The sequence below is a fragment of the Corynebacterium nasicanis genome, assembly GCF_042658165.1.
Taxonomy (GTDB): domain Bacteria; phylum Actinomycetota; class Actinomycetes; order Mycobacteriales; family Mycobacteriaceae; genus Corynebacterium; species Corynebacterium nasicanis.
Window position 1 is genome coordinate 400886 of the sequence record NZ_JBHSQE010000001.1, and the last position, 23624, is coordinate 424509.

At 67.1% G+C, this 23624-nt stretch carries 26 protein-coding genes, 3 tRNA genes and 1 other RNA gene; 12 read left to right on the forward strand and 18 right to left on the reverse strand.

Translation table 11 applies throughout. From position 1 onward, the window contains the following. The first annotated feature begins 21 nt into the window (after positions 1–21). Positions 22–939, forward strand: coding sequence for an alpha/beta hydrolase (locus tag ACFPUZ_RS01985; protein ID WP_376999363.1), 918 nt, complete (start codon positions 22–24; stop codon positions 937–939). On the opposite strand, the gene ACFPUZ_RS01990 is transcribed toward ACFPUZ_RS01985, so the two are convergent. The 5 genes from ACFPUZ_RS01990 to ACFPUZ_RS02010 all read right to left on the reverse strand — a co-directional run bounded on the left by ACFPUZ_RS01990 (position 936) and on the right by ACFPUZ_RS02010 (position 5845). Continuing rightward, positions 936–2333, reverse strand: a complete 1398-nt coding sequence (locus ACFPUZ_RS01990) for an RNB domain-containing ribonuclease (RefSeq protein ID WP_376999365.1) — start codon at positions 2331–2333, stop codon at positions 936–938. The two genes, ACFPUZ_RS01985 and ACFPUZ_RS01990, sit on opposite strands and share 4 nt — an antisense overlap. Before the next feature lie 61 nt (positions 2334–2394). Next, positions 2395–2791, reverse strand: an RNA gene (rnpB, locus tag ACFPUZ_RS01995) — RNase P RNA component class A. Between the two features lie 32 nt (positions 2792–2823). After that, positions 2824–3978 (reverse strand): bifunctional RNase H/acid phosphatase, encoded by a 1155-nt coding sequence (locus ACFPUZ_RS02000; protein ID WP_376999367.1) that lies wholly within the window; start codon positions 3976–3978, stop codon positions 2824–2826. Then, positions 3975–4700, reverse strand: a complete 726-nt coding sequence (locus ACFPUZ_RS02005; protein WP_376999369.1) for a zinc ribbon domain-containing protein — start codon at positions 4698–4700, stop codon at positions 3975–3977. Before ACFPUZ_RS02005 ends, ACFPUZ_RS02000 begins: the two co-directional genes overlap by 4 nt. A gap of 11 nt (positions 4701–4711) precedes the next feature. After that, positions 4712–5845, reverse strand: coding sequence for a Nif3-like dinuclear metal center hexameric protein (locus ACFPUZ_RS02010; RefSeq protein ID WP_376999371.1), 1134 nt, complete (start codon positions 5843–5845; stop codon positions 4712–4714). Positions 5846–5889: 44 nt separating this feature from the next. On the opposite strand from ACFPUZ_RS02010, the gene ACFPUZ_RS02015 reads away from it, so the two are divergent. The 4 genes from ACFPUZ_RS02015 (at position 5890) to ACFPUZ_RS02030 (ending at position 8784) form a co-directional block, all read left to right on the forward strand. Beyond that, positions 5890–6546 carry an HAD hydrolase-like protein gene (locus tag ACFPUZ_RS02015; RefSeq protein ID WP_376999373.1) on the forward strand — a complete coding sequence of 219 codons (657 nt, stop codon included), beginning with the start codon at positions 5890–5892 and terminating at the stop codon, positions 6544–6546. Then, on the forward strand, positions 6521–7033 hold the full coding sequence (locus ACFPUZ_RS02020) for a low molecular weight protein-tyrosine-phosphatase (protein ID WP_376999375.1): 513 nt from the start codon (positions 6521–6523) through the stop codon (positions 7031–7033). Before ACFPUZ_RS02015 ends, ACFPUZ_RS02020 begins: the two co-directional genes overlap by 26 nt. Before the next feature lie 43 nt (positions 7034–7076). Beyond that, complete coding sequence (locus tag ACFPUZ_RS02025) at positions 7077–7988, forward strand: SURF1 family cytochrome oxidase biogenesis protein (RefSeq protein WP_376999377.1); 912 nt, start codon at positions 7077–7079, stop codon at positions 7986–7988. Between the two features lie 76 nt (positions 7989–8064). Continuing rightward, complete coding sequence (locus ACFPUZ_RS02030; RefSeq protein WP_376999379.1) at positions 8065–8784, forward strand: hypothetical protein; 720 nt, start codon at positions 8065–8067, stop codon at positions 8782–8784. A gap of 75 nt (positions 8785–8859) precedes the next feature. Here the strand turns inward: ACFPUZ_RS02030 and ACFPUZ_RS02035 are convergent. Next, positions 8860–8935: transfer RNA gene (locus tag ACFPUZ_RS02035), tRNA-Val, on the reverse strand. Between the two features lie 61 nt (positions 8936–8996). Then, positions 8997–9422: a DUF3052 domain-containing protein gene (locus ACFPUZ_RS02040; protein WP_376999381.1), complete on the reverse strand. Its 426-nt coding sequence runs from the start codon at positions 9420–9422 to the stop codon at positions 8997–8999. Positions 9423–9808: 386 nt separating this feature from the next. On the opposite strand from ACFPUZ_RS02040, the gene aceE reads away from it, so the two are divergent. Together aceE and ACFPUZ_RS02050 are read left to right on the forward strand one after the other, a co-directional pair. Next, entirely contained in the window at positions 9809–12562 is a 2754-nt protein-coding gene (aceE, locus tag ACFPUZ_RS02045) for a pyruvate dehydrogenase (acetyl-transferring), homodimeric type (protein ID WP_376999383.1), read from the forward strand. Between the two features lie 86 nt (positions 12563–12648). Further along, positions 12649–13284, forward strand: coding sequence for a DUF1707 domain-containing protein (locus ACFPUZ_RS02050; RefSeq protein ID WP_376999955.1), 636 nt, complete (start codon positions 12649–12651; stop codon positions 13282–13284). Here ACFPUZ_RS02050 and ACFPUZ_RS02055 read toward each other — a convergent pair. Together ACFPUZ_RS02055 and ACFPUZ_RS02060 are read right to left on the reverse strand one after the other, a co-directional pair. Then, entirely contained in the window at positions 13281–14090 is an 810-nt protein-coding gene (locus ACFPUZ_RS02055) for a serine hydrolase domain-containing protein (protein ID WP_376999385.1), read from the reverse strand. The genes ACFPUZ_RS02050 and ACFPUZ_RS02055 overlap by 4 nt on opposite strands. A 5-nt stretch (positions 14091–14095) precedes the next feature. Further along, the gene (locus tag ACFPUZ_RS02060; RefSeq protein WP_376999387.1) at positions 14096–15130 is read right to left on the reverse strand and encodes an alpha/beta fold hydrolase; all 1035 of its coding nucleotides are present in this window, start codon (positions 15128–15130) and stop codon (positions 14096–14098) included. A 46-nt stretch (positions 15131–15176) separates the two neighbouring features. Here ACFPUZ_RS02060 and ACFPUZ_RS02065 point away from each other — a divergent pair, with 46 nt between their 5' ends. Next, positions 15177–15416, forward strand: a complete 240-nt coding sequence (locus ACFPUZ_RS02065) for an acyl carrier protein (protein ID WP_376999389.1) — start codon at positions 15177–15179, stop codon at positions 15414–15416. A gap of 163 nt (positions 15417–15579) precedes the next feature. Continuing rightward, positions 15580–16575, forward strand: a complete 996-nt coding sequence (nrdF, locus tag ACFPUZ_RS02070) for a class 1b ribonucleoside-diphosphate reductase subunit beta (protein ID WP_376999391.1) — start codon at positions 15580–15582, stop codon at positions 16573–16575. Between the two features lie 70 nt (positions 16576–16645). Here the strand turns inward: nrdF and ACFPUZ_RS02075 are convergent, their stop codons facing one another. Next, positions 16646–17050: a hypothetical protein gene (locus ACFPUZ_RS02075; RefSeq protein WP_376999393.1), complete on the reverse strand. Its 405-nt coding sequence runs from the start codon at positions 17048–17050 to the stop codon at positions 16646–16648. Between the two features lie 176 nt (positions 17051–17226). Continuing rightward, a complete protein-coding gene (locus ACFPUZ_RS02080) occupies positions 17227–17370 on the reverse strand; it encodes a hypothetical protein (RefSeq protein ID WP_376999395.1) in 144 nt (47 codons plus the stop codon). Between the two features lie 67 nt (positions 17371–17437). Here ACFPUZ_RS02080 and ACFPUZ_RS02085 point away from each other — a divergent pair, with 67 nt between their 5' ends. Continuing rightward, positions 17438–17914 carry a hypothetical protein gene (locus ACFPUZ_RS02085; RefSeq protein ID WP_376999397.1) on the forward strand — a complete coding sequence of 159 codons (477 nt, stop codon included), beginning with the start codon at positions 17438–17440 and terminating at the stop codon, positions 17912–17914. A 55-nt stretch (positions 17915–17969) separates the two neighbouring features. Here the strand turns inward: ACFPUZ_RS02085 and ACFPUZ_RS02090 are convergent, their stop codons facing one another. The 3 genes from ACFPUZ_RS02090 to ACFPUZ_RS02100 all read right to left on the reverse strand — a co-directional run bounded on the left by ACFPUZ_RS02090 (position 17970) and on the right by ACFPUZ_RS02100 (position 19391). After that, entirely contained in the window at positions 17970–18317 is a 348-nt protein-coding gene (locus ACFPUZ_RS02090; RefSeq protein WP_376999399.1) for a hypothetical protein, read from the reverse strand. Further along, on the reverse strand, positions 18310–19005 hold the full coding sequence (locus ACFPUZ_RS02095; protein ID WP_376999401.1) for a CdiA C-terminal domain-containing protein: 696 nt from the start codon (positions 19003–19005) through the stop codon (positions 18310–18312). The genes ACFPUZ_RS02090 and ACFPUZ_RS02095 overlap by 8 nt, the downstream gene beginning before the upstream one ends. A 312-nt stretch (positions 19006–19317) precedes the next feature. After that, a tRNA-Ile gene (locus ACFPUZ_RS02100) sits at positions 19318–19391 on the reverse strand. 175 nt (positions 19392–19566) lie between these two features. Here ACFPUZ_RS02100 and ACFPUZ_RS02105 point away from each other — a divergent pair. Further along, positions 19567–19639: transfer RNA gene (locus ACFPUZ_RS02105), tRNA-Asn, on the forward strand. Positions 19640–19836: 197 nt separating this feature from the next. Here ACFPUZ_RS02105 and ACFPUZ_RS02110 read toward each other — a convergent pair. The 3 genes from ACFPUZ_RS02110 to ACFPUZ_RS02120 form a co-directional block, all read right to left on the reverse strand. After that, a complete protein-coding gene (locus tag ACFPUZ_RS02110) occupies positions 19837–20691 on the reverse strand; it encodes a YwiC-like family protein (protein WP_376999403.1) in 855 nt (284 codons plus the stop codon). A 280-nt stretch (positions 20692–20971) separates the two neighbouring features. Continuing rightward, positions 20972–21640 carry an HAD family hydrolase gene (locus tag ACFPUZ_RS02115; RefSeq protein ID WP_376999405.1) on the reverse strand — a complete coding sequence of 223 codons (669 nt, stop codon included), beginning with the start codon at positions 21638–21640 and terminating at the stop codon, positions 20972–20974. Further along, positions 21637–22605: an ATP-grasp domain-containing protein gene (locus ACFPUZ_RS02120; RefSeq protein ID WP_376999407.1), complete on the reverse strand. Its 969-nt coding sequence runs from the start codon at positions 22603–22605 to the stop codon at positions 21637–21639. Before ACFPUZ_RS02120 ends, ACFPUZ_RS02115 begins: the two co-directional genes overlap by 4 nt. A gap of 219 nt (positions 22606–22824) precedes the next feature. On the opposite strand from ACFPUZ_RS02120, the gene ACFPUZ_RS02125 reads away from it, so the two are divergent. Next, positions 22825–23064 carry a hypothetical protein gene (locus ACFPUZ_RS02125; RefSeq protein ID WP_376999409.1) on the forward strand — a complete coding sequence of 80 codons (240 nt, stop codon included), beginning with the start codon at positions 22825–22827 and terminating at the stop codon, positions 23062–23064. On the opposite strand, the gene ACFPUZ_RS02130 is transcribed toward ACFPUZ_RS02125, so the two are convergent. After that, positions 23061–23606, reverse strand: a complete 546-nt coding sequence (locus tag ACFPUZ_RS02130) for a YdcF family protein (RefSeq protein WP_376999411.1) — start codon at positions 23604–23606, stop codon at positions 23061–23063. The genes ACFPUZ_RS02125 and ACFPUZ_RS02130 overlap by 4 nt on opposite strands. Positions 23607–23624 lie beyond the last annotated feature (18 nt).

Here is a 23624-nt window from a genome sequence, read left to right on the forward strand (position 1 = left end):
CCCACCTGAAGGAGAATCCACATGTTCGTTCACCCCGACGCCACCCGTTTCCTGGAGATCGTGGCCGACGCACCTCCGCTGGACACCCTCTCCGTCGAGCGCAACCGCGCGGACGTCGACGCCGCCGCGGAAATCTCCGGCCCCACCACCGCCTGCGAGCGCGTCTACGACACCACCATCGCCGGGGTTCCGGTGCGGGTCTACATTCCCGTCGAGCAGGATGCCGCGCAGCCGGCGTTCCTGTGGATCCACGGCGGCGGCTGGGTCACCGGCTCCCTCGACCTGGCCGACACCGCCGTGCGGGACATCGCCACCGCCGCCGGCGCGATCGGCATCAGCATCGATTACCGCCTGGCCCCCGAGCACCCCTTCCCCGCCGGACTGGAGGACTGCCTGGCAGTCGCACGCGCCGTGCTGTCCGGTCAGTCGGGCGTGAACGTCATCCCCGAGCAGGTGGCCATCGCCGGCGACAGCGCCGGCGGCAACCTCTCGGCGGTCGTCGCCCAGGAGCTCCGTGCGCACACCCCGGCGCTCACCCACCAGGTGCTCGTCTACCCGGTGACGGATGCCGCCTCGACCGACACGGAGTCCTACTCCACCTTTGCGGACGGCTACTACCTCACGCGCCGGAACATGCAGTACTTCATCGACACCTACGCCGGCGGCGCCGACCGCGAGGATCCGCGGATGTCCCCGCTGCGCAACCCCGATCTCACGGGTCTGCCCCCGGCCACCTTCATCCTGGCCTCCCACGACCCGCTGGTCGACGAGGGACGGGACTATGCCGCGGCGCTCCTCGAGCAAGGTATCCCGGCCACGGTCATCGAGTTCGCGGGCCAGGTCCACCCCTTCGTCTACCTGGCGGGGGTCATCGAGGACGGGGCCGTGGCGCGCCGGCTCATCGGCTCGCAGATCAGGGCCTCCTTCGACCGCGCCTAATCAGCCGGCCAGGCGAAGACGACGTCGCGGGTCTCCACGTCCGCGCGCACCAGAGACACCCGCGCGGTCGTGCCCTGCGGCGGAGCACCCACCGCTTCCGCCAGCACCGGCGGATCGGTGACGAATATCCGGGCGCGCTTGCGGGCGGCATCAGAGGTGAGGACGTCAGCGTCGAAATTGTGCCCGACCCACGGCGCCAGCACGGTCGCCTCGGTGAGGTCGAGGCACGCGCGGTCGACGTTGCTGGCCAACGCGGAGGTCTGTTCCATGATCGAGACCACCTCGTCCGCCCGGGAGGTGGCCCACGCCGGAACGGAGGTCCCGGCGCAGATCGCCAGGCAGTATTCCGTGGCGAAGCGGTCGATGAGACGTCGCAACGGCGCCGTGACGTGCGAGTAGTAGCCGCCGATGCCGGAGTGGACCTCCGGCTCGCCGCTGGCCAGGTTGACATATCCCGAGCCCCGGAGCAGCTTCTGCGCCTCCCGCATGACGGCCATGCCGCGGGCGTCGGTGGCGTCGACGGTCTGGAGGAATTCACCGATCTCGCGGTCGTCGGCAAGCTCGTACCCCAGCGCCCGGACCTCCGCGCGGAAGACCTCCTCCGCCTCCCTGGTCGCCGGGCCGAGGGTGCGCAGCAGTCCCGCCCCGTGCCGGACCATGAGCACGCCCGCGCACATGCCCGTGAGCAGGGAGATCTCCGAGTTCCAGTCCATGACCTCGTGGCGCGGCTCGACGATGAGCTCGAAGGTCCCGTCCTCGAGCGCGCGGACCCGCTGGGAGGGAAGGCGGAGGTTGATGGCGCGGCGGCGCAGGGCGGAGACCTCGCGCAACTGCCCCACCTCCGGAAGCAGCGCGATGGACGGGTGCATCCTGCCCGCGAGATAGTCCGCGTGCACGGAGTCATAGTCCAGGCGCGCCTGCGAGCGGGCGAGCACGCGCTCGACGTGGAAGTGCTCCACCTCCCCGGCCTCGTCGAGGTCGAAGGTCCACAGGACGGCGGGGCGGTCGACGTCAGGAAGCAGGGAGGCGGAGCCCTCCGACAGCTCCTCGGGGTGGAGCCGGGCGGGCTCATCCGGCAGGTAGATCGTCTGACCGCGGCGCAGGGATTCGGCTTCCAGGGCGCTGCCCGGGGCGACGAAGGCGGCGACGTCGGCGATGGCGTAGTGGACGCGGTAGCCGCCCGGGCGGTGTTCGATGTGCACCGCCTGGTCGAGGTCCATCGACCCGAGCGGATCGATGGTCACCAGCGGCACATCCCGGATGTCGCGGCGCTGGCCGGCGTAGCGGTCGGTGGCCGCTGCCGCCTCCGCATGCAGCTGCGCGGAGAAGTCGGTGGGAACCTCGAATTCCTCGGCGATTCCCCGGAAGTTGAGCGGCGCGGCGTAGAGCTTCATGGCGCCCCATTGTTCCACAACAATGGGCGCACACGGGGGCGTCGAGAAGCATGACGCAGCGCGAATGAGCCGGCCTATAAGCCGGATTCTGTGCCCGCGAGGGCGGTGATCATCCATCTGGGCAGGTCATCGCTGACCGCCTCAAGCAGCTACCTTCGGACTCGGGCGAGCAGCCCTCAAGCGTCCGATCCGGTCTGCGGCGTGGCAGACCATGATGCCTTGCTCCCGGTGGGGTTTACCTGGCCGGGACAGTCACCTGCCCCGCCGGTGCGCTCTTACCGCACCCTTTCACCCTTACCCGGCCGAAACCGGGCGGTCTACTTTCTGTTGCACTGGCCCGCGGGTCGCCCCGGGTTGCCGTTAGCAACCACCGTGCTCGGTGGAGTCCGGACTTTCCTCGACGCCCTCCTGCCCCGACAACGAGGTGGTGAGGTCGCCGCGATCACCCGGCCGACTCATTCGCGGTTCCCCACCTTACTCCGCGCCTCCCCTAACGGGAAGAGCGCAGGTGAGCGGTGTCGTTGAACACCCGCAGGCAGGAGCCGACGCGGGCGCCGGCGTCCCCGAAGAACTCCACGACGGACAGGGAGGCCAGGTCGAGGAACATCCGCGCCACCACGTGCGGCCCGGCGTCGATCGTCTGCCGGACAAAGGACTTGATCGGCGAGACATGGCTGACCACCAGCACGGTCTGGCCCTCGTAGCGCTGCTGCAGTTCACGGCGGGTGTTACGGATGCGGCTGTGCAGCTTCTGCAGGGATTCACCGCCCGGCGGGGCGATGCTGGGGTCGGCGAGCCACTCGTCGTGCTGCTGCGGATTCAGCGCGTGGGCCTCCTCGAAGGTCTTGCCCTCCCAGGCGCCGAAGTCCTGCTCGATGAGGGTGTCGATGATCTCCACCTCGAGGCCCAGCTCCTCCGCCACGGCCGCGGCCGTCTGCCGGCACCGGGTGAGCGGGGAGGAGACAATGACGTCGATGTCGCCGCGTTCCCGCAGCGCGCGGGCCGCCGCCCGCGCCTGTTCATGGCCCAAATCGGTGAGCTCCGGGTCGGAGTGCCCGGAGTACTGCTTCGCGGCGGACATCGCCGTCTGCCCGTGGCGCAGCAGGACGAAACGCGTCGGGCGGGACGTCGCCCCTGCCCAGTGGGCCGGGGAGCCCACCTGCGACCCCGCTGCAGAGGCCGGAGTGTCAGCCACAGTCTCCCCCACAATTCCGGGGTCAGCCCCGGCGGCGGCGGCGTCCATCGCCTGGTTGGACAGGGCGTCGGCAGCGGCGTTGCGGGCGCGGGGCACCCAGGTGTAGCTGACGGAGTCGAAGGATTCCGCGATCCGGCGGGCCTCGAGGGCCAGGGCCTGCATGTCGGGGTGCTTGATCTTCCAGCGCCCGCTCATCTGCTCGACGACGAGCTTGGAGTCCATGAACATCTCGACGCGGCGGGCGCCGAGGTCTCGGGCGGCCTCGAGTCCGCGCAACATGCCGTGGTATTCGGCGACGTTGTTCGTCGCCTTCTTGCCGACGACATAGACGATGTCACGCAGTACCGTGCGACCGTCCGCGGCGTAGACGACCGTGCCGGAACCGGCGACCCCCGGGTTTCCCCGCGAGCCGCCGTCGGCGTAGATGATCACATGCTCGGCAGTGGTCACTCGGCCTGCTTCCGGATGAGGTAGGTGCCGCATTCCGGGCAGCGCGGCATCTCATCGGCCGGGGCCCGGTTGATGCGCTGCTGGTCGAGCCCGGTGAGCACAATGTAGCAGCCGCCGCAGGTGCGGCCGTTGAAGTCCGCGGCCCCCACGTCGGATTCGTTCTTCTGGGCGTCGTAGGCGGCGACGACGCTCTCCGGCAGCTGGGCGCGCAGCGCGGCGATGTGCTCGACCGGGTCCGGGATGGCGGCGGCGGCCGCGTTGGCGGCCTCGGCGGCGCGGCGGGCAACCTCGAGCTGGCGGGCGAGTTCATCGCTCCGCGCACCGTGGTTGTCGCGGTTGTTGCGCAGGGCGTGGATCTGGTTGTGGCATTCGGTGAGCTCGCCCATGAGGTCGGCGATGCGGGACTTCGCGGAGTAGCGGTCGTGCTCGAGATCGCGGCGGCGCACGGGATCGGTCTCCGCGCTCAGCTGCGCCTTGTCGTCGGCGGCGCGCTTGCGCAGCTTGCGCTCGTCCTCCTGGATGCGCAGGATGTCCGCCTCCATGTCGTCGACGGCCATCTGCGCGGCCGCCGAGGCGTTGAGCATGCGCTGCTGTTCGGCGACGAGACGCTCCACCTCCTGCTGCTCCGGGGTGACGAAGGCCGTGTCGCCCACCACGTCGAGGGATCGTTCGGTGTTGGCCAGCTCCAGCAGGAGGATCTGCTGCGTGGGATCGAGTTTCATGTCTGTTCTTTCTACTCGCTTGCGTGGGCGGACAGGGTCCAGGGGTCGGTGCGCAGGTTGATGACACGCGTCTCGACGCCCGCCTTCTCCCCCACCATCTCAGCAGCCTGCGACGTCCAGGGGAATTCGCTGGCCCAGTGAGCGGTGTCGATGACGGGCGGGCCCCCGGCGCGCAGGTACTCGTCGACGGGGTGATGCCGCAGGTCAGAGGTGACGTAGACGTCCACCCCCAGCCCGCGGACAGCGTCGAGGAAGCTGTCGCCGGACCCGGAGCTGACGGCCACCCGCTGCACCATCGTCTCGGGATCGCCGGCGGCGCGCACGCCCCACTCGGTGACCGGGAGGGCGTCGGCGACCTGCTGGGTGAACTCCCGCAGGGTCATCGGCTGCGGTAGTTCGCCGATGCGCCCCAGCCCATAGGCCAGGTCCGCGTCGGTGGTGTCTGCCATCTCGAGGATGTCGAAGGCCGGCTCCTCATAGGGGTGGGCGGCCCGGAGGGCGTCGATAAGCGGGCGCCGGAGGCGGGCCGGGGCGATGAACTCGACGCGGACCTCGGCGGCGCGGAAGGTCTCGCCGATGGTGCCCTCGGTGGGGTCGGCGCCCTCCCCGGGCGTGAACTGCCCGGTGCCCTCGATGTCGAAGGAGCAGTCGCGGTAGTTGCCGATGTGCCCGGCGCCGGCGTCGAAAAGAGCCTTCTTCACGGTGTCGACGGACGCCGGCGGGATGTGGACCCCCCACTTGTCCATTGCGGCGCCGGATTTCGGCAGGATCGGACGGCCGGGTGTGATGCCGACGAGCTCGGCGAGGAGGTCGTTGACACCGGGGCGGGCGGAATCGGCGTTGGTGTGCGCCGCAAAGAGGGCCACCCCGCCGCGGATGAGGGTGTGGATGACCTTGCCCTTGGGCGTGTCGGCCGCGACGGAGGTCACGCCGCGCAGCAGCAGCGGGTGATGCACGACGAGCATCTGTGCGCCACTGCGCACCGCCTCCTCCGCCACCTCCTGTGTGCAGTCGAGGGCGAAGGCCACGGTGTCCACCTCGGCGGCGGGATCTCCGCAGATCAGCCCGACGGCGTCCCAGCTCTCGGCGAGTGACGGCGGGTAGGCGGACTCCAGGATCGACACGATTGAACCGACGGTACTCATGGCCCCCAAGTGTAGACGCCCGATTCTGTGGCACATTGGGGGCCGTGAGCATTCTTCTTCTCGACGTCGACGGCACACTCATCGATTCCCTCCCCGGCATCCGGGCGGGCTTCCTGCACACCCTCGACCAGCTCGGATGGCCGCACCCGGACGAGGAGTTCCAGCGGCGCATCGCGGGCCCGCCCATGGAGGTGACGCTGCGCTCGCTGGGCATGTCGCCCGCGCAGGCGCAGGCGGGCCTGCAGGTCTATCTCGACTACACCCGCCGGGGCGGCTGGGCGGATGCCACCAGTTTCCCGGGGATGCTCGACCTGGTGCACCGTTGGAAGGACGCCGGCCTGACGATCGCCACCGCCACCTCCAAGGGGGAGGGTTTCGCCCGGCTCATCCTCGAACGGGAGGGCTTCCTGCCGCACCTCGACTTCATCGGGGCGGCGCAGGAGGACGGGCCCCGCCGGAGTAAATCCGCCGTCATCGATCACGTTCTCTCCACGAACGGGTGGGCGGCGGACAGTCACGATATCCTCATGGTCGGCGACCGTTCCCACGACATCACGGGGGCTGCCGCGCACGGTATTGATACAGTGGCCGTCTCATGGGGTTACGGAACCCCCGAGGAGTGGGCCACCGCGGCCCACACCGCACACACTCCCCAGGCTCTGGAAGGGATCGTCCATGACTGGCTCGCCGCACGAGGATGAGCGCTACCACGTCGACTTCGTCTGCACCGGCAACATCTGCCGCTCCCCCATGGCTGAGGTGATCTTCCACGACGCCGTCGAGGCGGCGGGACTCGCCGACCGCGTGCGGGTGTCCTCCTGCGGTATCGGGGGCTGGCACGTGGGCAACGGCGCGGACCGCCGGGCCGTCGCCGAGCTACGCAGCGCCGGCCATGACGGTTCCGATCACGTCGCCTCCCAGATCGGCCCGGAGGATCTCGCGGCCGATCTCCTCATCGCCCTGGACACCGGCCACGTCGCGGAGCTCCTGGCCCGTGACGTCCCGGAGGAGCGGATCCGCCTGCTGCGCAGCTTCGACCCTGCGGCTCCCGAGCAGGCCTGCGTCGCCGATCCTTATTACGGCGGGCCCGAGGGCTTCGTCGAGACCCGTGAGCAGATCGAGGCCGCCGTCGCGGGCCTGCTGGCGCACGTCCGCGCGGCCGTGCAGGTGAGCACTCGGGCTCGGTAGGCTCGGTAGGCGCAGTAGACCCGGCCTGTACACTGAACTTTCGATGGATACGAACAGGCAGCGCTACGGACGTCGGCAAGCACCAGGCCGGAAGGGACTCCTCGTCTTCCTCCGGCCCGGCTGGATCATGATGCTGCTCATCATCATCGCGTTCTCCTACATCGCCTTCACCTTCCTCGCCCCCTGGCAGCTGGGCAAGGACGACGCCATCGTCCACCGCAACAACCAGATCGACGCCGCCTTCCGTACCGATCCCGTCCCCGCCACCGAGGTCTTCGGCGCGCAGGGCGAGATCACCCCGGACGAGGAATGGCGGCGCGTCACCCTGCAGGGCAGATACCTCACCGAGGATGAGGTGCTCCTGCGCATGCGCCCCGTCGACTCCTCCCCCGCCTTCCACGCACTCACCCCCTTCCGCCTCGATTCCGGTGAGACGTTCCTGGTCAACCGCGGTTTCACCGTCCCCATCGACGGCAACATCCCCGACATGACCGCCGCCCCCGCAGGCGAGGTCACCATCCACGGCCACGCCCGCCTCAACGAGATCGCGCCGACGAGCGCCCCCATGGAGGACCAGGGCTACCGCCAGGTCTACGGCATCCACACCCAGCAGATCTCCGAGGTCGTCGGCGTGCCACTCGCGCAGGACTACGTGCAGCTCTCCGCCGGCGAACCCGGCGAACTCAACGCCATCCCGGTCCCCAAACTCGACCGCGGTTCCCACCTGTCCTACGGCTTCCAGTGGATCGCCTTCGGCATCATGGCCCCGCTCGGCCTCGGTTATTTCATCTGGGCCGAACTCCGTGAACGTCGCCGGGTCCGCGACGAATCCCAGGAGCTTATCGACGCCCCACTCGACGCCCCCTCCGAGCCCGCCACCCGCCGCGAACGCTACGGCGATGCCCGCCCGGACCACTACGAACGCTTCGCCAAGCGCGAGCGCGACCGCTTCTGAACGTTCTCCCGGCAGAACCTTCCGCAGCACACTATGGTGGGGTCACACACCCCAACTAGTTTCCGCAGGAGACACCATGGGCTTTTGGAATCGCCTACTCGGTTCCGGCGCTGACCGGCTCGTTGACGCCCGCGCGGTCGGGGCGGCCCTGCCCCGTCGCTGGCGCACGCCCGAGCCCACCCAGCTGAGCTACGACCCCCGCGAAGCCGCCCAGGTGCTGCTGCTCGCGCTGGACAACGCCGCCTCCTTCGGACTGCACCCCTCCCGCGAGATCATCGTCGACGACATCGACTTCGACTACTACAACGGGCCCCAGGGATTCCGCCTCGAGCACCTCAGCGCGCTGCTGCGCCTCTCCGAGGACGACGGCACCCCGCTGTTCCCGCGTTCACTGGTCTTCGACCCCGAGTGCGTGATCTCCAACGACTCCTACGCCCTCTTCCTCTGGGAGGCCGCCGACGCGGCGGGCACCCGCGACCGTTTCACGCAGGTCCACTGCGACCTCCACTTCGGGCCGCACTTCACGGACAACCCGGTCGGCGAACTCTCCTACCTCAAGGGCGGGGACGCCGTGCACCTCGACGTCGCGGTGGAGGGCGAGTGGGCGGACCCCGACGTCATCCGCCACATCCTCGAGGACGCCTCCCCCGAGGGCCACCGCTGGGTCTCCACCGGTGACTACGCGGTCCACGTGTGGGTGCCCGAAGAGCACGCGGCCGACGTGGCCCGCATCTTCGCCGCCGAGGACACGGCCGCCGAGGCCCGCATCGCCGGGCGGCTCCACGAGCAGCGCTGAGGGTGTTTAAGCAGTAAGGTTCCCCGAAATACAGGCCGTATTTCGGGGAACCTTACTGCTTAACTACCTCACCGGTGGTGCGCTCTGACGGGCTCGAACCGCCGACCTACTGGGTGTAAACCAGTTGCTCTTCCAGCTGAGCTAAGAGCGCCTGACTCGCTGTACGGGTTGAGAAAGAGTATCACGGGCCGGATGAGCGCCCGCGATACGGGTCACTTCTGGCCGCGTGCCTCGAGGCAGGAGCCCTGCCAGGCGCCGAGGCGGGTGGAGGTGGTCTGGACCAGGCCCGCCAACTGGGCGGATTCGGAGATCTCGCCGGGGGCGATGGTGCCGGGCTTGCCGGCGCCGGGGGTGAGCAGCCAGATGCGGCCGTTCTCGGCGAGGGGGCGCAGGGAGTCGACGAGACCGTCGACGAGGTCCCCGTCCTCTTCGCGCCACCACAGGAGGACGACGTCGCAGAGTTCGTCGGTGTCGTCGTCGAGAAGCTCTTCTCCGATGGCGTCCTCGACGGCCTCCGAGATGGCCGTGTCAGAATCCTCGTCCCATCCGACTTCCTGGACAGTCATTCCCGACTCGACGCCGAGAATCTGTGCGTAGTCCTGGGCGTTCTTCTTCACTACGCCCGGAGCGTCCACCACGTCGTTCTTCCTCCTTGTTCTCGGCCGTTCCCCGTATGGGATCGGCCTTATACGGTTACTGCTAGGCAGGATACAAGGTGTGCTGCGGTTTTTCTTGATTTCCCCCCTCCCCCGTGCCGATCGTGCGGCGGAAAGCAATCGGGGGTACACGGTCCCGAATTAACAACATGTCGCTGTGATGGGCGACACAAGGTGATGACGTGGGGAAACGGGGCGTCGATAAGCGTGCCTGATAGACGGGCCAATCTTCGCAAAGTTTTCAAATGCCCCGAGGAACCTTGGCCAATGAAAACACGTATCCTGGAAACCGACATTCAGGCCCGTCCGGAACACCTAGCCGGCGGGCCCGATGCTCCATCTCACCATCACAAACCTGGAGGCTCACCATGGCAGATGACCTGAACGCGAACGGCGGCACAGGCAACTCCCACTACCCCGCGATCCGAGACGGCGTCGCGTCCTACCTCAACGACACCGATCCGGAGGAGACCCAGGAGTGGATGGATTCCCTCGACGGTCTGCTCGAGGAGAAGGACCCGGCCCGCGCGCGCTACCTCATGCTGCGCATGCTCGAGCGCGCCACCCTCAAGCGCGTTCCGCTGCCGAACCTGACCTCCACGGACTTCGTCAACACGATCCCCACCACGATGGAGCCGGAATTCCCGGGTGATGAGGAGATCGAGAAGCGTTTCCGCCGCTGGATGCGCTGGAACGCCGCCATCATGGTGCACCGCGCGCAGCGTCCGGGCATCGGCGTCGGTGGGCACATCTCCACCTACGCCTCCGCCGCCCCGCTCTACGAGGTCGGCTTCAACCACTTCTGGCGCGGCAAGGACCACCCGGGTGGCGGCGACCAGATCTTCTTCCAGGGCCACGCCTCCCCCGGCATCTACGCCCGCGCCTTCCTCGAGGGGCGTCTGAGCGAGGACGACCTCGACGGCTTCCGCCAGGAAGTCTCCCGCCCGCAGGGTGGTATCCCCTCCTACCCGCATCCGCACGGCATGCCGGACTTCTGGGAGTTCCCGACCGTCTCCATGGGCCTGGGCCCGATGGACGCGATCTACCAGGCGCGATTCAACCGCTACCTGCACAACCGCGGCATCAAGGACACCTCCGAGCAGCACGTGTGGGCCTTCCTCGGCGACGGCGAGATGGACGAGCCGGAGTCCCGCGGCCTCATCCAGCACGCGGCGCTGAACAACCTGGACAACCTCACCTTCGTGGTCAACTGCAACCTGCAGCGCCTCGACGGCCCGGTCCGCGGCAACACCCAGATCATCCAGGAGCTGGAGTCCTTCTTCCGCGGTGCCGGCTGGTCCGTGATCAAGGTCATCTGGGGCCGCGAGTGGGACGTCCTGCTGGAGAAGGACAAGGACGGCGCCCTGGTCAACGTCATGAACACCACGCCGGACGGTGACTACCAGACCTTCAAGGCCAACGACGGCGCCTACGTCCGTGAGCACTTCTTCGGCCGCGACGAGCGCACCGCCAAGCTCGTCGAGGACATGACCGACGAGGAGATCTGGGCCCTGCCCCGCGGTGGCCACGACTACCGCAAGGTCTACGCCGCCTACCAGCGCGCGCTGGAGACCAAGGACCGCCCGACGGTCATCCTCGCCTTCACCATCAAGGGCTACGGCCTGGGCCACAACTTCGAGGGCCGCAACGCCACGCACCAGATGAAGAAGCTGGCCGCGGAGGATCTCAAGAGCTTCCGCGACAAGCAGTCCATCCCGATCCCGGACGAGGTCCTCGAGGCCGATCCCTACCTGCCGCCGTACTACCACCCGGGCGAGGACGCCCCGGAGATCCAGTACATGAAGGAGCGTCGCGCGGAGCTGGGTGGGTACGTCCCGGAGCGTCGTCAGTCGTACACGCCGCTGCAGGTGCCGGACATCGAGAAGCTACGCAGCGTGCGCAAGGGCTCGGGCAAGCAGGAGGTCGCCTCCACGATGGCGCTCGTGCGTGCCTTCAAGGAGCTCATGCGCGACAAGGAGCTGGGTCGCCGCGTCGTGCCGATCATCCCGGACGAGGCCCGCACCTTCGGCCTCGACTCCTGGTTCCCCACCCTGAAGATCTACAACCCGCACGGCCAGAACTACGTGCCGGTGGACCACGACCTCATGCTCTCCTACCGGGAGGCCACCGACGGTCAGATCCTCCACGAGGGCATCAACGAGGCCGGCTCCGTCGCCTCCTTCATGGCCGCCGGTTCCTCCTACGCCACCCACGGCGAGGCGATGATCCCGCTGTACATCTTCTACTCGATGTTCGGCTTCCAGCGCACCGGCGACGGCATCTGGGCCGCCGCCGACCAGATGTGCCGTGGCTTCCTCATCGGCGCCACCGCCGGCCGCACCACCCTGACGGGTGAGGGCCTGCAGCACATGGACGGCCACTCGCAGATCCTGGCGTCGACGAACCCGGGCGTCGTCTCCTACGACCCGGCCTTCGCCTACGAGATCGCCCACCTGCTCCACGAGGGCATCGACCGCATGTACGGCCCCGACCGCGGCGAGAACGTCATCTACTACCTCACCGTGTACAACGAGCCGGTGCCGCAGCCGGCCGAGCCGGAGAACCTCGACGTCGAGGGCCTGCACAAGGGCATGTACCTGTTCTCCCGCGCCGAGGAACTCGAGGTCGACGGCGGCCCCGAGGCCTCCATCCTGGCCTCCGGTGTCGGCATGCAGTGGGCCCTCAAGGCCCAGCAGATGCTGGCCGAGGAGTACGGCGTCAAGGCCAACGTCTTCTCCGTCACCTCGTGGGTCGAGCTGGCCCGCGACGGCGCGGCGAAGAACAAGGAGCAGCTGCGCAACCCGGCCGCGGAGATCGAGGAGGCCTTCGCCACCCGACAGATGAAGAAGGTCTCCGGCGGCACCTTCGTCGCGGTGTCCGACTTCGCCACCGACCTGCAGGAGCAGATCCGCGCCTACGTGCCGGGCGAGTACATCGTCCTCGGCGCCGACGGCTTCGGCTTCTCCGACACCCGCCCGGCGGCACGTCGATACTTCAACATCGACGCCGAGTCCGTCGTCGTCGCCGTGCTCATGGGCCTGGCCCGCGAGGGCAAGCTCGACATCTCCGTGGCCCAGCAGGCCGCCGAGAAGTACCAGCTGGACGACCCCACCGTCGTGTAAGCCAGCAAGCGTCCAGGCCCTGCCCTCCGGCAGGGCCTTTTCGCTTTTCGACGCCCGCCCCCAGCCTGGGTATCGTTGACAGGGTGATGCACCGCGACAACCGACCGATCCCACCCCGTGATGACGAACGCGAGCAGCTGCAGGCCGACCTGACCCGGCTGGTCGGCGCGGGCCGGCTGTCCTTCGAGGACTTCGACCGGCTCAGTGACGTGGTGTGGTCGACGCAGGACGTCTCCGTGCTCCACCGCATCCGGGTGCAGCACCTGGGCGCGCCGCCGCCGCATCCCCAGCTGCCCAACACCCCGGTGCCCATGGCCCAGGCGGGCGCGTACCTGGCGCTGCCGGTGGAAAACCAGCCGGTGGTGTCGACGATGGGTGAGATCAAGCGCGTCGGGCAGTGGACCGTGCCCGAGATGTCGCGCTTCAAGCTCAACGGCTCCACCCTCAAGCTGGATCTGCGCCAGGCCCAGGCGGCCGCCCCGGTGTGCACCTTCGACATCACGGCCAACATGTCCGTCGTGGAGGTCATCGTCCCGCCGGGCGTCTACGTGGAGAATCGGCTCCGGGACACCCTGTCCACCGTCACCGTGGAGACCACCCAGCCCCACCCCAACGCCCCGCGGGTCATCCTCAGCGGCGTGGTGCGCGGCTCCACCGTCAAGGTGATCACGCGGCAGGCGCCGGACACGAACTCCCTGTGGAACAAGCTCTTCGGTGGCTAACCCTCCAGCTCGGCCCAGATCGCTTCGTTGGTCTCGGACCACAGGAGCTTGGCCCAGTCGCCGAAGGGGCGGTCGGTGAGCGCCACCATGGCGCGCCCGGTGCCGGGGGCGACCCACAGGTAGGTGCCGGACTGCCCGAAGTGGCCGAAGGTGTCCGCCGGCATGGAGGGCCCGGTCCAGTGGGGGTTCTTCTCGCCCTTGATCTCAAAACCCAGGCCCCACGGGCAGGGCTTCATCATGCCGTAGCCGGGGACGATGCCGTTGAGCTCGGGGAACTGGACGGTGGTGGCCTCTGCCATCGTCGAGGGATGCAGCAGGGTGGGGTGCATGAGCTCGAGGAGGAAGGTGATGAAGTCGTGGGCCGTGCCCTCGGCCTGCCAGCCGGCGGCGCCGAGCAGGCGGGTCCACTTCATGCCCAGCGGGTCGAGGACGCCCTCCTGCAGGTAGGCGGCGAAGCTCATGCCGGCGGCAGCGGAGACGGCGTCGGCGAGAATCTCGAAACCGTAGTTGGAGTAGATGCGGCGCTCCCCCACTCCGCGGATCCGGTCGCCCTCCTTAAAGCCGACGCCGCTGGCGTGGGCCAGGAGGTGGCGCACGGTGGAGCCCTCGGGGCCGAGCGGGGTGTCGAGGTCGAAGATCCCCTCCTCCATGGCCAGGAGGAAGCCGTAGGTGGACAACGGCTTGGTCACGCTCATGAGGTCGAAGACCTTGCCCAGGTCGCCGACCCGGTCGATGTCGTCGCCGTCGATCACCGCCGCCGCGTACGTGTCGACGGGCCAGTCCTTCACCAGTTCCAGAGCAGTCACGCCGCTCAGTCTATCTGTTTCAGAGTGCGGATCATGAGGCGGTCGATGGCGGCATTGAGCACCTCCGGCGCCTCGAGCGGCACCATGTGCCCGGCGTGCCGGGGGATCTGCAGCCATGCCTCGGGCCACACCTCGATGAGCCTTTCCGCCTGGGAGATCGGGGTGACATCGTCCTTGTCGCCGGCGATGACGTACCCCGGGATGCCCTGCAGGTGCTCGCCGGCCGCGAGTTCATCGTGTTCCTGCAGGTCCCCGAAGAATCCCACGAAGGTCTCCAGCGGGGTCTCGTGGATCATGGCGGCGTGGAATTCGATGATGCGGTAGTCCGTCTTGCGGTGGAACACGGTCACCGCCAGCGTCGGGGCCAGGATGAGCGCGGCCTGCTCCTTGAACTTGCGGGCCTCCTGCGGGGAGCTCTCCACCGCGTTGTACACCTGGTCGGCCACCGGGGAGGCGAGGATCTGCGGCAGGCCCTGGTCGGAGAGCGCCTCGATGGAGGTGGCCACCAGGACGATGCCGGCGATGTTGCCGCGCAGGATGTCCGGGCAGCGGCGCACCAGGTTGAGCACGACCAGCCCGCCGAGGGAGTGCCCCACGAGGATGAGCGGCCCCTCCGCCCCGCGCGCCCGTAGTACCGCCAGGGTGTCGTCGGCCGCGCCCTCGACGGTGCAGAGGGCGGGGTCGACTTTGCCGGTCTGGCCGTGGCCGCGGACGTCGAGAAGCAGGATCCGGGCGCCGGGCCACTTCTCCCGCAGGTGATTGACCTGCAGGTAGAAGGATTCGGCCGCGAGAGTGAAACCGTGCACGAAGACGATGGTCACCGCGGAATCGTGCGCGCGGACATCGCCGTACTCGTACCAGTGGACCAGGACGCCGTCGTTGTCGACGGTGCCGACCCTGTCCATGCCCGTCAGGCCCGGTTCGCGCGTCCCGGAATGCAGTTCGCCGAGCTTCAGGGCGAGTCGACGGCGGCCTCCCGGCGACAGCCGCATCACCCAGCTGCGGAGGAGCTGCGGAAGGTCATGTGGGGCGAAAGCCATACCTCCGAGACTACCGATGGCCCTTCCGCCCACTAGGATCGGTGCCATGACCACACCTGTCCCCTCCCCGGAACTCGCCCAGATCATCGAAGAAGCCTCCGGGGTCGAGCCGGAGGCGCTCACCCCGGACACGAAGCTCACGGACCTGGGCATCTCCTCCCTCGCGATGATCGAGATCGCGGTGCGGATCGAGGACACCTTCGGCGTGCGTCTCGACGACGCCACCATCTTCTCCCTCCCGACCGTCGGCGAGCTCGACGCCCACATCGAGGCCCACCGGTCTTAACGCGCCTGCATCGAGAAGTAGAACTCCCGCGCGCGGGGGGCTAAGGTGTGGACTCGTGAGGGCTGTCCCCTTGGCCCGCCACCCCCACAGGGGATTTCCCATGGTGTAACTGGTCACACGCTGGTCTTTTCCGGCTCTCGGGTTCGATTCCCGGTGGGAGAACGTGAGCACAAAGACAATCAGCACCCCCGTCCATTACGAGTCCGGCGACGTCCTCGATTCCATCGACTGGAACCGCATCCCGGACCAGACCGACCTGGATATCTGGAACCGCCTGACCACCAACTTCTGGCTGCCCGAGAAGGTCCCCGTGTCCAACGACATCCCGTCGTGGCGCAACATGACCGATGAGGAGCAGCTGGCCACCATGCGGGTGTTCACCGGGCTGACCTTCCTGGACACGATGCAGGGCACCGTCGGCGCCATGTCGATCCTGCCGGATGCGGTCACCCCGCACGAGGAGGCCGTGTACACGAACATCTCCTTCATGGAGTCCGTGCACGCCAAGAGCTACTCCAACATCTTCATGACGCTGGCCGACACCCCCGAGATCGACGCCGCCTTCCGCTGGTCCCGGGAGAATGAGAACCTGCAGTACAAGGGCCGCACCATCATCGAGCAGTACCAGACGGGCAGCCCGCAGCGGAAGAAGATCGCCTCGGTCATGCTCGAGTCCTTCCTCTTCTACTCCGGCTTCTACCTGCCGCTGCGCTTCGCCTCGATGGGCAAGATCACCAACTCCGCGGACATCATCCGCCTCATCATCCGCGACGAGGCCGTCCACGGCTACTACATCGGTTACAAGTTCCAGCAGGCCGCCAAGCAGCTGTCGGCCGAGGAGAACGAGGCGGACAAGGAGTTCGCCCTCGAGATGCTCCTCGACCTCTACGACAACGAGGCCCACTACACCCAGGACATCTACGATCCGATCGGGTGGACCGAGGACGTCAAGGCCTTCCTGCGATACAACGCCAACAAGGCCATGAACAACCTCGGCTACGAGGGCATCTTCCCGCCGGACTCCTGCCGCTTCAACGCCGGCGTGATGACCTCGCTGGACCCCTCCGCCAACGAGAACCACGACTTCTTCTCCGGCTCCGGGTCCTCCTACGTCATCGGCACCGCCGAGGAGACGACGGACGACGACTGGGACTTCTAGTCCCCCGCTTATCGACGCCGCGTGCGCCCCGTTCCCGGGCCCACGCGGCGTTCGTGCGTTCTCAGCCGGCTCAGCCGGCGAGGGCCAGCTCCGCGTCGAAGCAATAACGGTCCGCCAGATTATCGACGATCGCCCGCAACCTCTCGAACTCCTCCGGAGTGCCCGTGAGCACCTGCCGGCACGCCACATGCAGGCCGGGACCGCGCCCACCGGAACGCCGCCAGGGAGTGAACCAGTCAGAAGTGAGCGGATCCGCCCCCGGGATCTCCAGGGCGGAATCACGCGAGAGGCACAGAACCATGGCGGTCTCAATGCGGGGGCGCAGGGCCCGAGGCATGCCGGAGATGGTCAGGACCCCGGTGCGCGCGGTGAGGATCGCCGGGGCGCTCACGTCAGGGGTCTCCCACAGGTGGTCCGGTGCCTTCGAATCGGCGGCGCCCAACCATCGTGCGAGCGAAGGTGCAAGGGTGGTCATGTCGAAGATCCTTCGGCAGGAACGGCCACCGCCTGAGTCCGCGGTCGGCGGATCAGGCAGTGTCAGACGAGGGTCGTCTTCCCCAACGGCCTCGTGAAATCACCTTGCTGTAACACGAACCAGTGTCCATTTGGCTCGCTCGGCGGGCAACTCTAAACCCCCACTTCAACCCCCGTTTATTCAAGTTGAGGTTGAGGTTGAGCGGTGGGTGGACTTGTACCGGCGGTGGCGGTCAGTTCGCTTTTCGGGTGAGCGATCGACTTGCCTGGAGTTTGCCGCATCCAGGGATGCTGCTGGGACTGACTGAAGAGCTTGCCCATGCAAGGCCCCTAGGACGTCGACATTGCTTCCGCTTCACCGCGCATCTGCTGGGATGTCTCACCTTGGATGCGGTCCGCCATCGCGGCGGGGATTTTGAACTCGGCCGCCAGCTCGGCAAGCGTCGACGTACGTTCGTGGGCGGCGATCAGCGCCTGCGCCGTCGGATTACTTGGAGTCGATGTCCTTGCGGTCAGCCTCGGCCTTCTCGGCGTCGGTCATCTGGGCGCGCTCGAACTCTGCGACCTTCGCCTGGAGCTCGTCGCGCTCGGCCTGGAGGGACTGGCGCTTGTCACGCTCCTTCGCGAGATCAGCGAGAACAGCTCGCTTCGATCCACTCGCGTCTGGGTCCTCGCCGTCCTTGCCGTCGTCCTGACTCGCGTCGGTCGACGGGGTAGTGCCCTGCGCGGACTGCTCCCCGGCGCCATCTGGGCCGGGGTGGGGTCCGGCGTGGCCGGCGCGGAGCCGGTGTTCTCGTTCAGGCCTTCGATGAAACGCAGCCAGGGACGATTATTGTTCATGCGAGTTGATCCTCTCGATCAGTAGGTGGGCATAGAAAAACCCGCTACCGGGTCGGTAACGGGTGCGTCGCGGTCAGCGTCTAGGACGGGGTCCAGGGCTCGGCGGGAAGGGCGTTCTCCGGGCGAAACACAGTTTTTTCATCGTCCTTGTCAAAGCGTCGACATTCGTACGGCAGCTGTTGCAATACGCGAAGGATCTCATTTTGCAAAGCAAGTTCATCCCAGTCGACCGAGATGAACGTCTCCAGCTCGTCGACAGTTGACTTAGGCCCGTAATCTAGGGCTATACGCTGTCCGCGCGGTGTGATTAGCCAGTAGGTGAGCTCTTCAGACGCGACTACTTCGGCTTCGATGGAAGTGGCATCCAGCAGGAGGGGCAGCACGAGATCGATCGGAGCATCTGTGGCAGTCGCCAGTTTGTTACTCATATTCGAACCTCACCTCGTCTCCATTACGACCAATTACGATAACTTCCAATAACTTTCCAGTATACCTTGCCTTTGACAGCTTCAGGTCGTCTAGGACCTGACTGATGGGGCGGTCACTTTGGAGCAAGTCGATCACTAGCCGGGACGCCTGTAGTCGGCCGGTCTTCAGCTGGTTGTTGATCGTGTTGTTTCCGCTTCCTGTAGGCGTCTTGGCGTCGAAGAGATAACCATCAATCAAGGCGTCGGGCGACTTTTTGTCTGTCCGAGGCAGGATGACCACCTCATGGCCGTTCTCTGCGAGTCTCACGAACGTGGCCCACTCATGGAGGTGGGGTTTGTCCTTATGCTCTCCCTCGATCCGCCACAGACGGTCCGTCCACGTTCCACCTGCTGCGATCGCGAACGTCGTAAATACTTCGCTCGGGACTTTCGGACGGACTGCCATGGAGACCTGTTCGAACATTTCCGAGTCGTCAGCCACTCGAGCGACGGTCTGCTCGAGGTATCGGAGCGGCTCCGGCTCGGGCCCTCCCAGCGCCACCGGAGGCTTACCCGGGGGCGGCTTGATCGGCGGCACCCCCGAACTGCCACGCAGCGTAGCCAGCACTTCGTCTGCCTTCTCCCCCCGGCGCAACATCAAGGAGATACCCGTGACGGTAAAGCTGAGCAATGCGACGCTGCGGATCACCCTCCGTCTGGCGGATAATCTGCGGCACCGACAACCGATCAAACATCGGCTGGCCACGCAGAGAACCATCCTCGCCGAGGAAGTAGCGCATCGCCTGGCCCCGGTTGGTGGCCCCGGCACGGGTGAACCGATCCTCAACCGACGACATGCCCGACAGTGAGTTGATCAACTTCGCCGAACGACACATTATGGGGGACAGGTGTTCTAGCCCGTACCCTAATGCCCCTTATACCCTTTCGCCATTACTGCAGTTCAACGGCCGAAAATGGGCGAAACCCCAGACCAGTGACAGTCTGGGGTTTCGGTTCAGTGTGGGGCCAGCGGGGCTCGAACCCGCGACCTACGGATTATGAGTCCGCGGCTCTAACCGACTGAGCTATAGCCCCCGGACGGGGAGGTCCCCGTACTGAACTCCGTCAGTATAACTGGGCCGGTCCCGGACCCCGCAAAGGCATCCTTTTTCCGCGATGACCTGGCGATTTGGCACCTACGGCAAAGTCTCATATAGTTAAGTCTCGTTGCAGGGAAGCACACCAGCGGAACGGCAGCAGAACAAGTTAATCCGCCATAGCTCAGTTGGCAGAGCATTCGACTGTTAATCGAAGGGTCACTGGTTCGAGCCCAGTTGGCGGAGCAGATAGGACGGCCACCGGAATTCCGGTGGCCGTCCTTTTTTCACCCCTTGCCTTCCCGTGTGATCCAGGTTACGCTCCAGGTAATGCTTCACAGAGCCGGTTCCAGGAGCAGCGGAACCCGAATTGTGGAGAAGTGAATCCCGGGAGCGTCGTTTCTACGACACCTAACCCGGGATTTGCGCCGTGCGGGGGCGGCTCAGAAGAAGATCGCAGCCAGAACCGCCACGCAGGCGCTGAGCAGGACGGGGACCTCAGCCATGCCGACGCGCCGCGCGGTCCACGGCTCTCCCCGCCGCGCAGACCAGGGGATCCACACCGCCCGCCCCAGAGCCACCGCCATGGTGAGAACTGCAAGCCCACCCACCATCCAGCTCCCCGACCAGAGCGCCCACGCGAGCACGGCCAGCATCGCCAGGACGTGGTAGCCGATGGAGATGCGGAGATAGGTCGGGTTGTTGCGCTCCCGGATCATCGTCTTCACGAAGGGGATGGTCCCGGAGAAGTACAGTGCCAGAAACACCATGCTCAGCCAGATCATGGCGGGCACCGAATCGATGGCGCCCGCTCCCCCGCCGACCGCGGTGAGGGCGGGCAGGAGGAGCGCTGAGGCGAGGACCGTCGATACGCCGGACAACGCCGAGCGGGCCCGCCCGCGGAGGGTCTCCCCCACCGCGACCGCGACGAGCGGCGCGAAGGGCAGCGCCCACCAGAGCAGGTGCGGCTGCAGGAGCAGGGCCACGGCGATCCCGACCAGGGAGATGGATCCGTAGACATAGACGGGCGGGAGATAAGTGGCGCGGCGCTCCCGCGTGCGCGCCTTGGCCGCCAGCCCGAACGCGAAGAAGGCGAAATAGCCGAAGAACCAGGCGACGAGCACGGCCGGGAGGACGAGGAGGGGGCGGTGGGAGGGGGCGTCGATAAGCAGGTGGGCCCGGAGGCCGGCGACGAGGCCGAGGACCGCGGGGCTGATGAGCATCGCCCAGGCTCCGTGCTGGTTCGGCACCCACGGGGAGATGCCACGTCTGCGTCGCTGGACCGTGGTCGCCGTCATGGCCACCACGTTAGCATCAACCGAAAGTTTGATACGGAGACGGCCGGGGTATTATTCCGCCGGGCTCTCGACGTCCGCCTCCGCCCACAGACGTGCGAGGCACAGCGCGGCGAGGGCGAGCGCTGCCGAGGCATGACAGTTGAGCCTGATGCCCGGGCGCTCGCCGCTCATCTCCACCTCCACACTCCGTTGGTAATACGAAGATAGCGCAGCGGAGGGGGCGTGTCCGGAAAACGGTGATTACATTCATCTAACGCTATCTTTCGGGCCCGGCGCGCCCTCAGTGCAGGATGTCGAGCATCCCCCCGAAGCCGTCCACCCGCGCGTCCGGGCGAGAACTCTCCGCGTCGTCCGCCTCGGCGTGGAGCCCGAAGGGGCGCACCATCCGCACCGCCTGCCACCCCAGTTCCGTGGGTCCGACGAAGTCCTTGTGGGGGTTGTCCGCGATGTAGACACATTCAGCGCCGTGGACACCGAAGGCCTCCTCCAGGTGCCGGAAGGGCAGCAGCGAAGGCTTGTGCCAGGTGGGACCGTGTTCGCCGGTAACGACGAACTCGGTGACCCAACGATCCAGCCCCAGGGCCTCAATCTTGTTCCGCTGACTGGCAACCGGGCCGTCGGTGACCACCCCGAGGTGAAAGTCCCCGGCCACCTCGTCGAGGAAGGCCCGCGCGTCCGGGCACAGGGTGATGTCCGGCCGGTGGTTTCGGTAGACGGCGACCAGGTCGGGGACGGAGGGACGGCGGTCGTCGGGCAGCATCGTCAGGACCTCGTCGAAAATGTTCCCGCGCCGCCCGGCCAGGAAGGACTCCCACGCATGATCGTAGAATCCGCCGAAGCCGAACTCCTGGTCCACGTAGTCGGAGACGGCCCGGAAGCCGCTGCGGACATAATCGCATTCCAGGTAGAGGGTGTCATCGACGTCGAGGACGATGAGGCGCGTCCTCACAGGTTCTCTCCCTGGTAGTCGGGGACGAACACGGCGTCGTCGAAACGCAGCATGAGCAGGTTCTCCTGCCAGGAGTCCACGGGCCCCTCAGAGCCGGAGATGAGCCGCCGGAAGAAGTCCGCGCCGGCGGCATCCGACAGCGGGTAGCCGCCGCCGACCCTGGCGTTGAGCTCGAGGACCCGGAAATCGCCGGTCTCCTCGTTGAGGAAGACCTGCACGTTGAGGACGCCGTAGGCCCCGGGGAGCGTCGCCGCGAACTCCCGGACGAACTCCTCCAGGGCGGGGTGACGCACCGTCACGCCCTTGGACACCTCGCCTCCCCGCACCTCGATCCTTTTGCGCGGCACGGCACCGAGGAACTCGCCGGTCCGCGACACCGCGAAATCGATGGTCACCTCGACGCCCTCGATCTGCTCCTGAATGATGTACTCCGGGCCGAGGCCCGCCAGATCCAGGTGCTCGGCGCTCACCGCCCGGTGGACCCCGATGGAGGAGGATCCCCCGCGCGGCTTGGCGACGACCGGCCCACCCAGCAGGTCCGGGGAGAAACCTTCCCTCTCGAACGTCCGGATGGCCGGAAAGCCGTTGGCCATGAGCCAGGAATTGAACTTCCACTTGTCGGAGGACAGCTCGACGACCGCGGGATCGGACACGAGAACATCCACACCGAGCGCGGCGAACCGTCCCTTGTGGCTGGCCAGGATCTCCAGTTCCGTGTCGATCGTGGGCACGACGGAATTCACCTGGTACGTCCGGCAGATGTCGAGCAGCCGTGGGATGAAATCAGGGTGCGCGATGCGGGGGACCAGCTCGAAGTGCTCCGCCAGGTGCCCCGCGGCCGAGAGCTGCGAGGCATCAGTGACGACGACGGTGGATTGACCCCCGTCGTCGATGTTCTGCAGGATCCTCAGCAACGCTCCCCTTCGGCCGCCGCTGGACAGCAGCCAAACATGCCCCTGATTCACGATCCATACTCCTCAACAGTTCAACGTGCGGGTCAGTCTACCAGCAGCGACCCTGCTCCCTGCGGCTGCTTTTCGACGTCCGCGGGCGCCCCCTTTCCCGGCCCCGGGTGGGCAACGGGTGGGCAACGGGTGGGCAACGGGTGGGCAACGCCCCCACGGCCGACAGGTAGGCTGGCCGGTGGAATTTTCTTGACGATCCCCGAAGGAGCCTCAACCCACATGATCCAGTTCGTCGTAGGAGCCGCAGCAGGCTACGTCCTGGGCACCAAGGCCGGCCGCAGGCGATTCGAGCAGATCAAGAAGGGCTACACCGCTGCCGTCAACTCTCCCGTGGCCAAGAAGGCTGTCGACGCCACCCGCAAGGCAGTGGCCGACAAGCTCGACCCGCAGCCGCGCATGCGCGAAGTGAAGAACCTGCGTACCGACAACCAGCAGGTGCTCGAGCCCGATCAGGACTAACAGGGGCGGGTGAACCAGAACTTGAGGTGACCGCCGATCTCCCGGGCGATGAGGATGCCGAGGATGTCCTTGTCCAGGGTCTCGACAGGCAGCACTGTCGCCCGAAGATCCGTGCACCGGTCCAGCACCAGCTGCACCCGCCGCGCGTGCGTCCGGCTGGTCACCGCGATGACCGACGACCATCCCTGCTCCTGCGCCAGTGTGGCGAAGGTCTGCCCCTCACCGGTGGTGGTCTCGGGCGTGGGGTCCATGCACCACACACCGCCCGGCGCGGCCGGCCGGTCCTCGCCTGCGCAGTGGGCGTAGCCGTAGATGTCCTTGCTGCCCTCCGGGTTGGACACGACGTAGTTGTCCGCCATGCCTTCCTCCACCAGCTGCGCCCCGAGTTCGTGGCGGCCGTCCCAGGAGCCGGCGATGACGAAGACGGCGTCGCTGTGCGTCACCTCGGGGCGCGGGGGAAAGATGAGCCACACCGGTACCAGCGCCAGCACCACGAGCAGGACGAGGGTGACGAGGCTGATGACACGCATCGCTCGGACCACGGACCTCGCCTCCCCCTT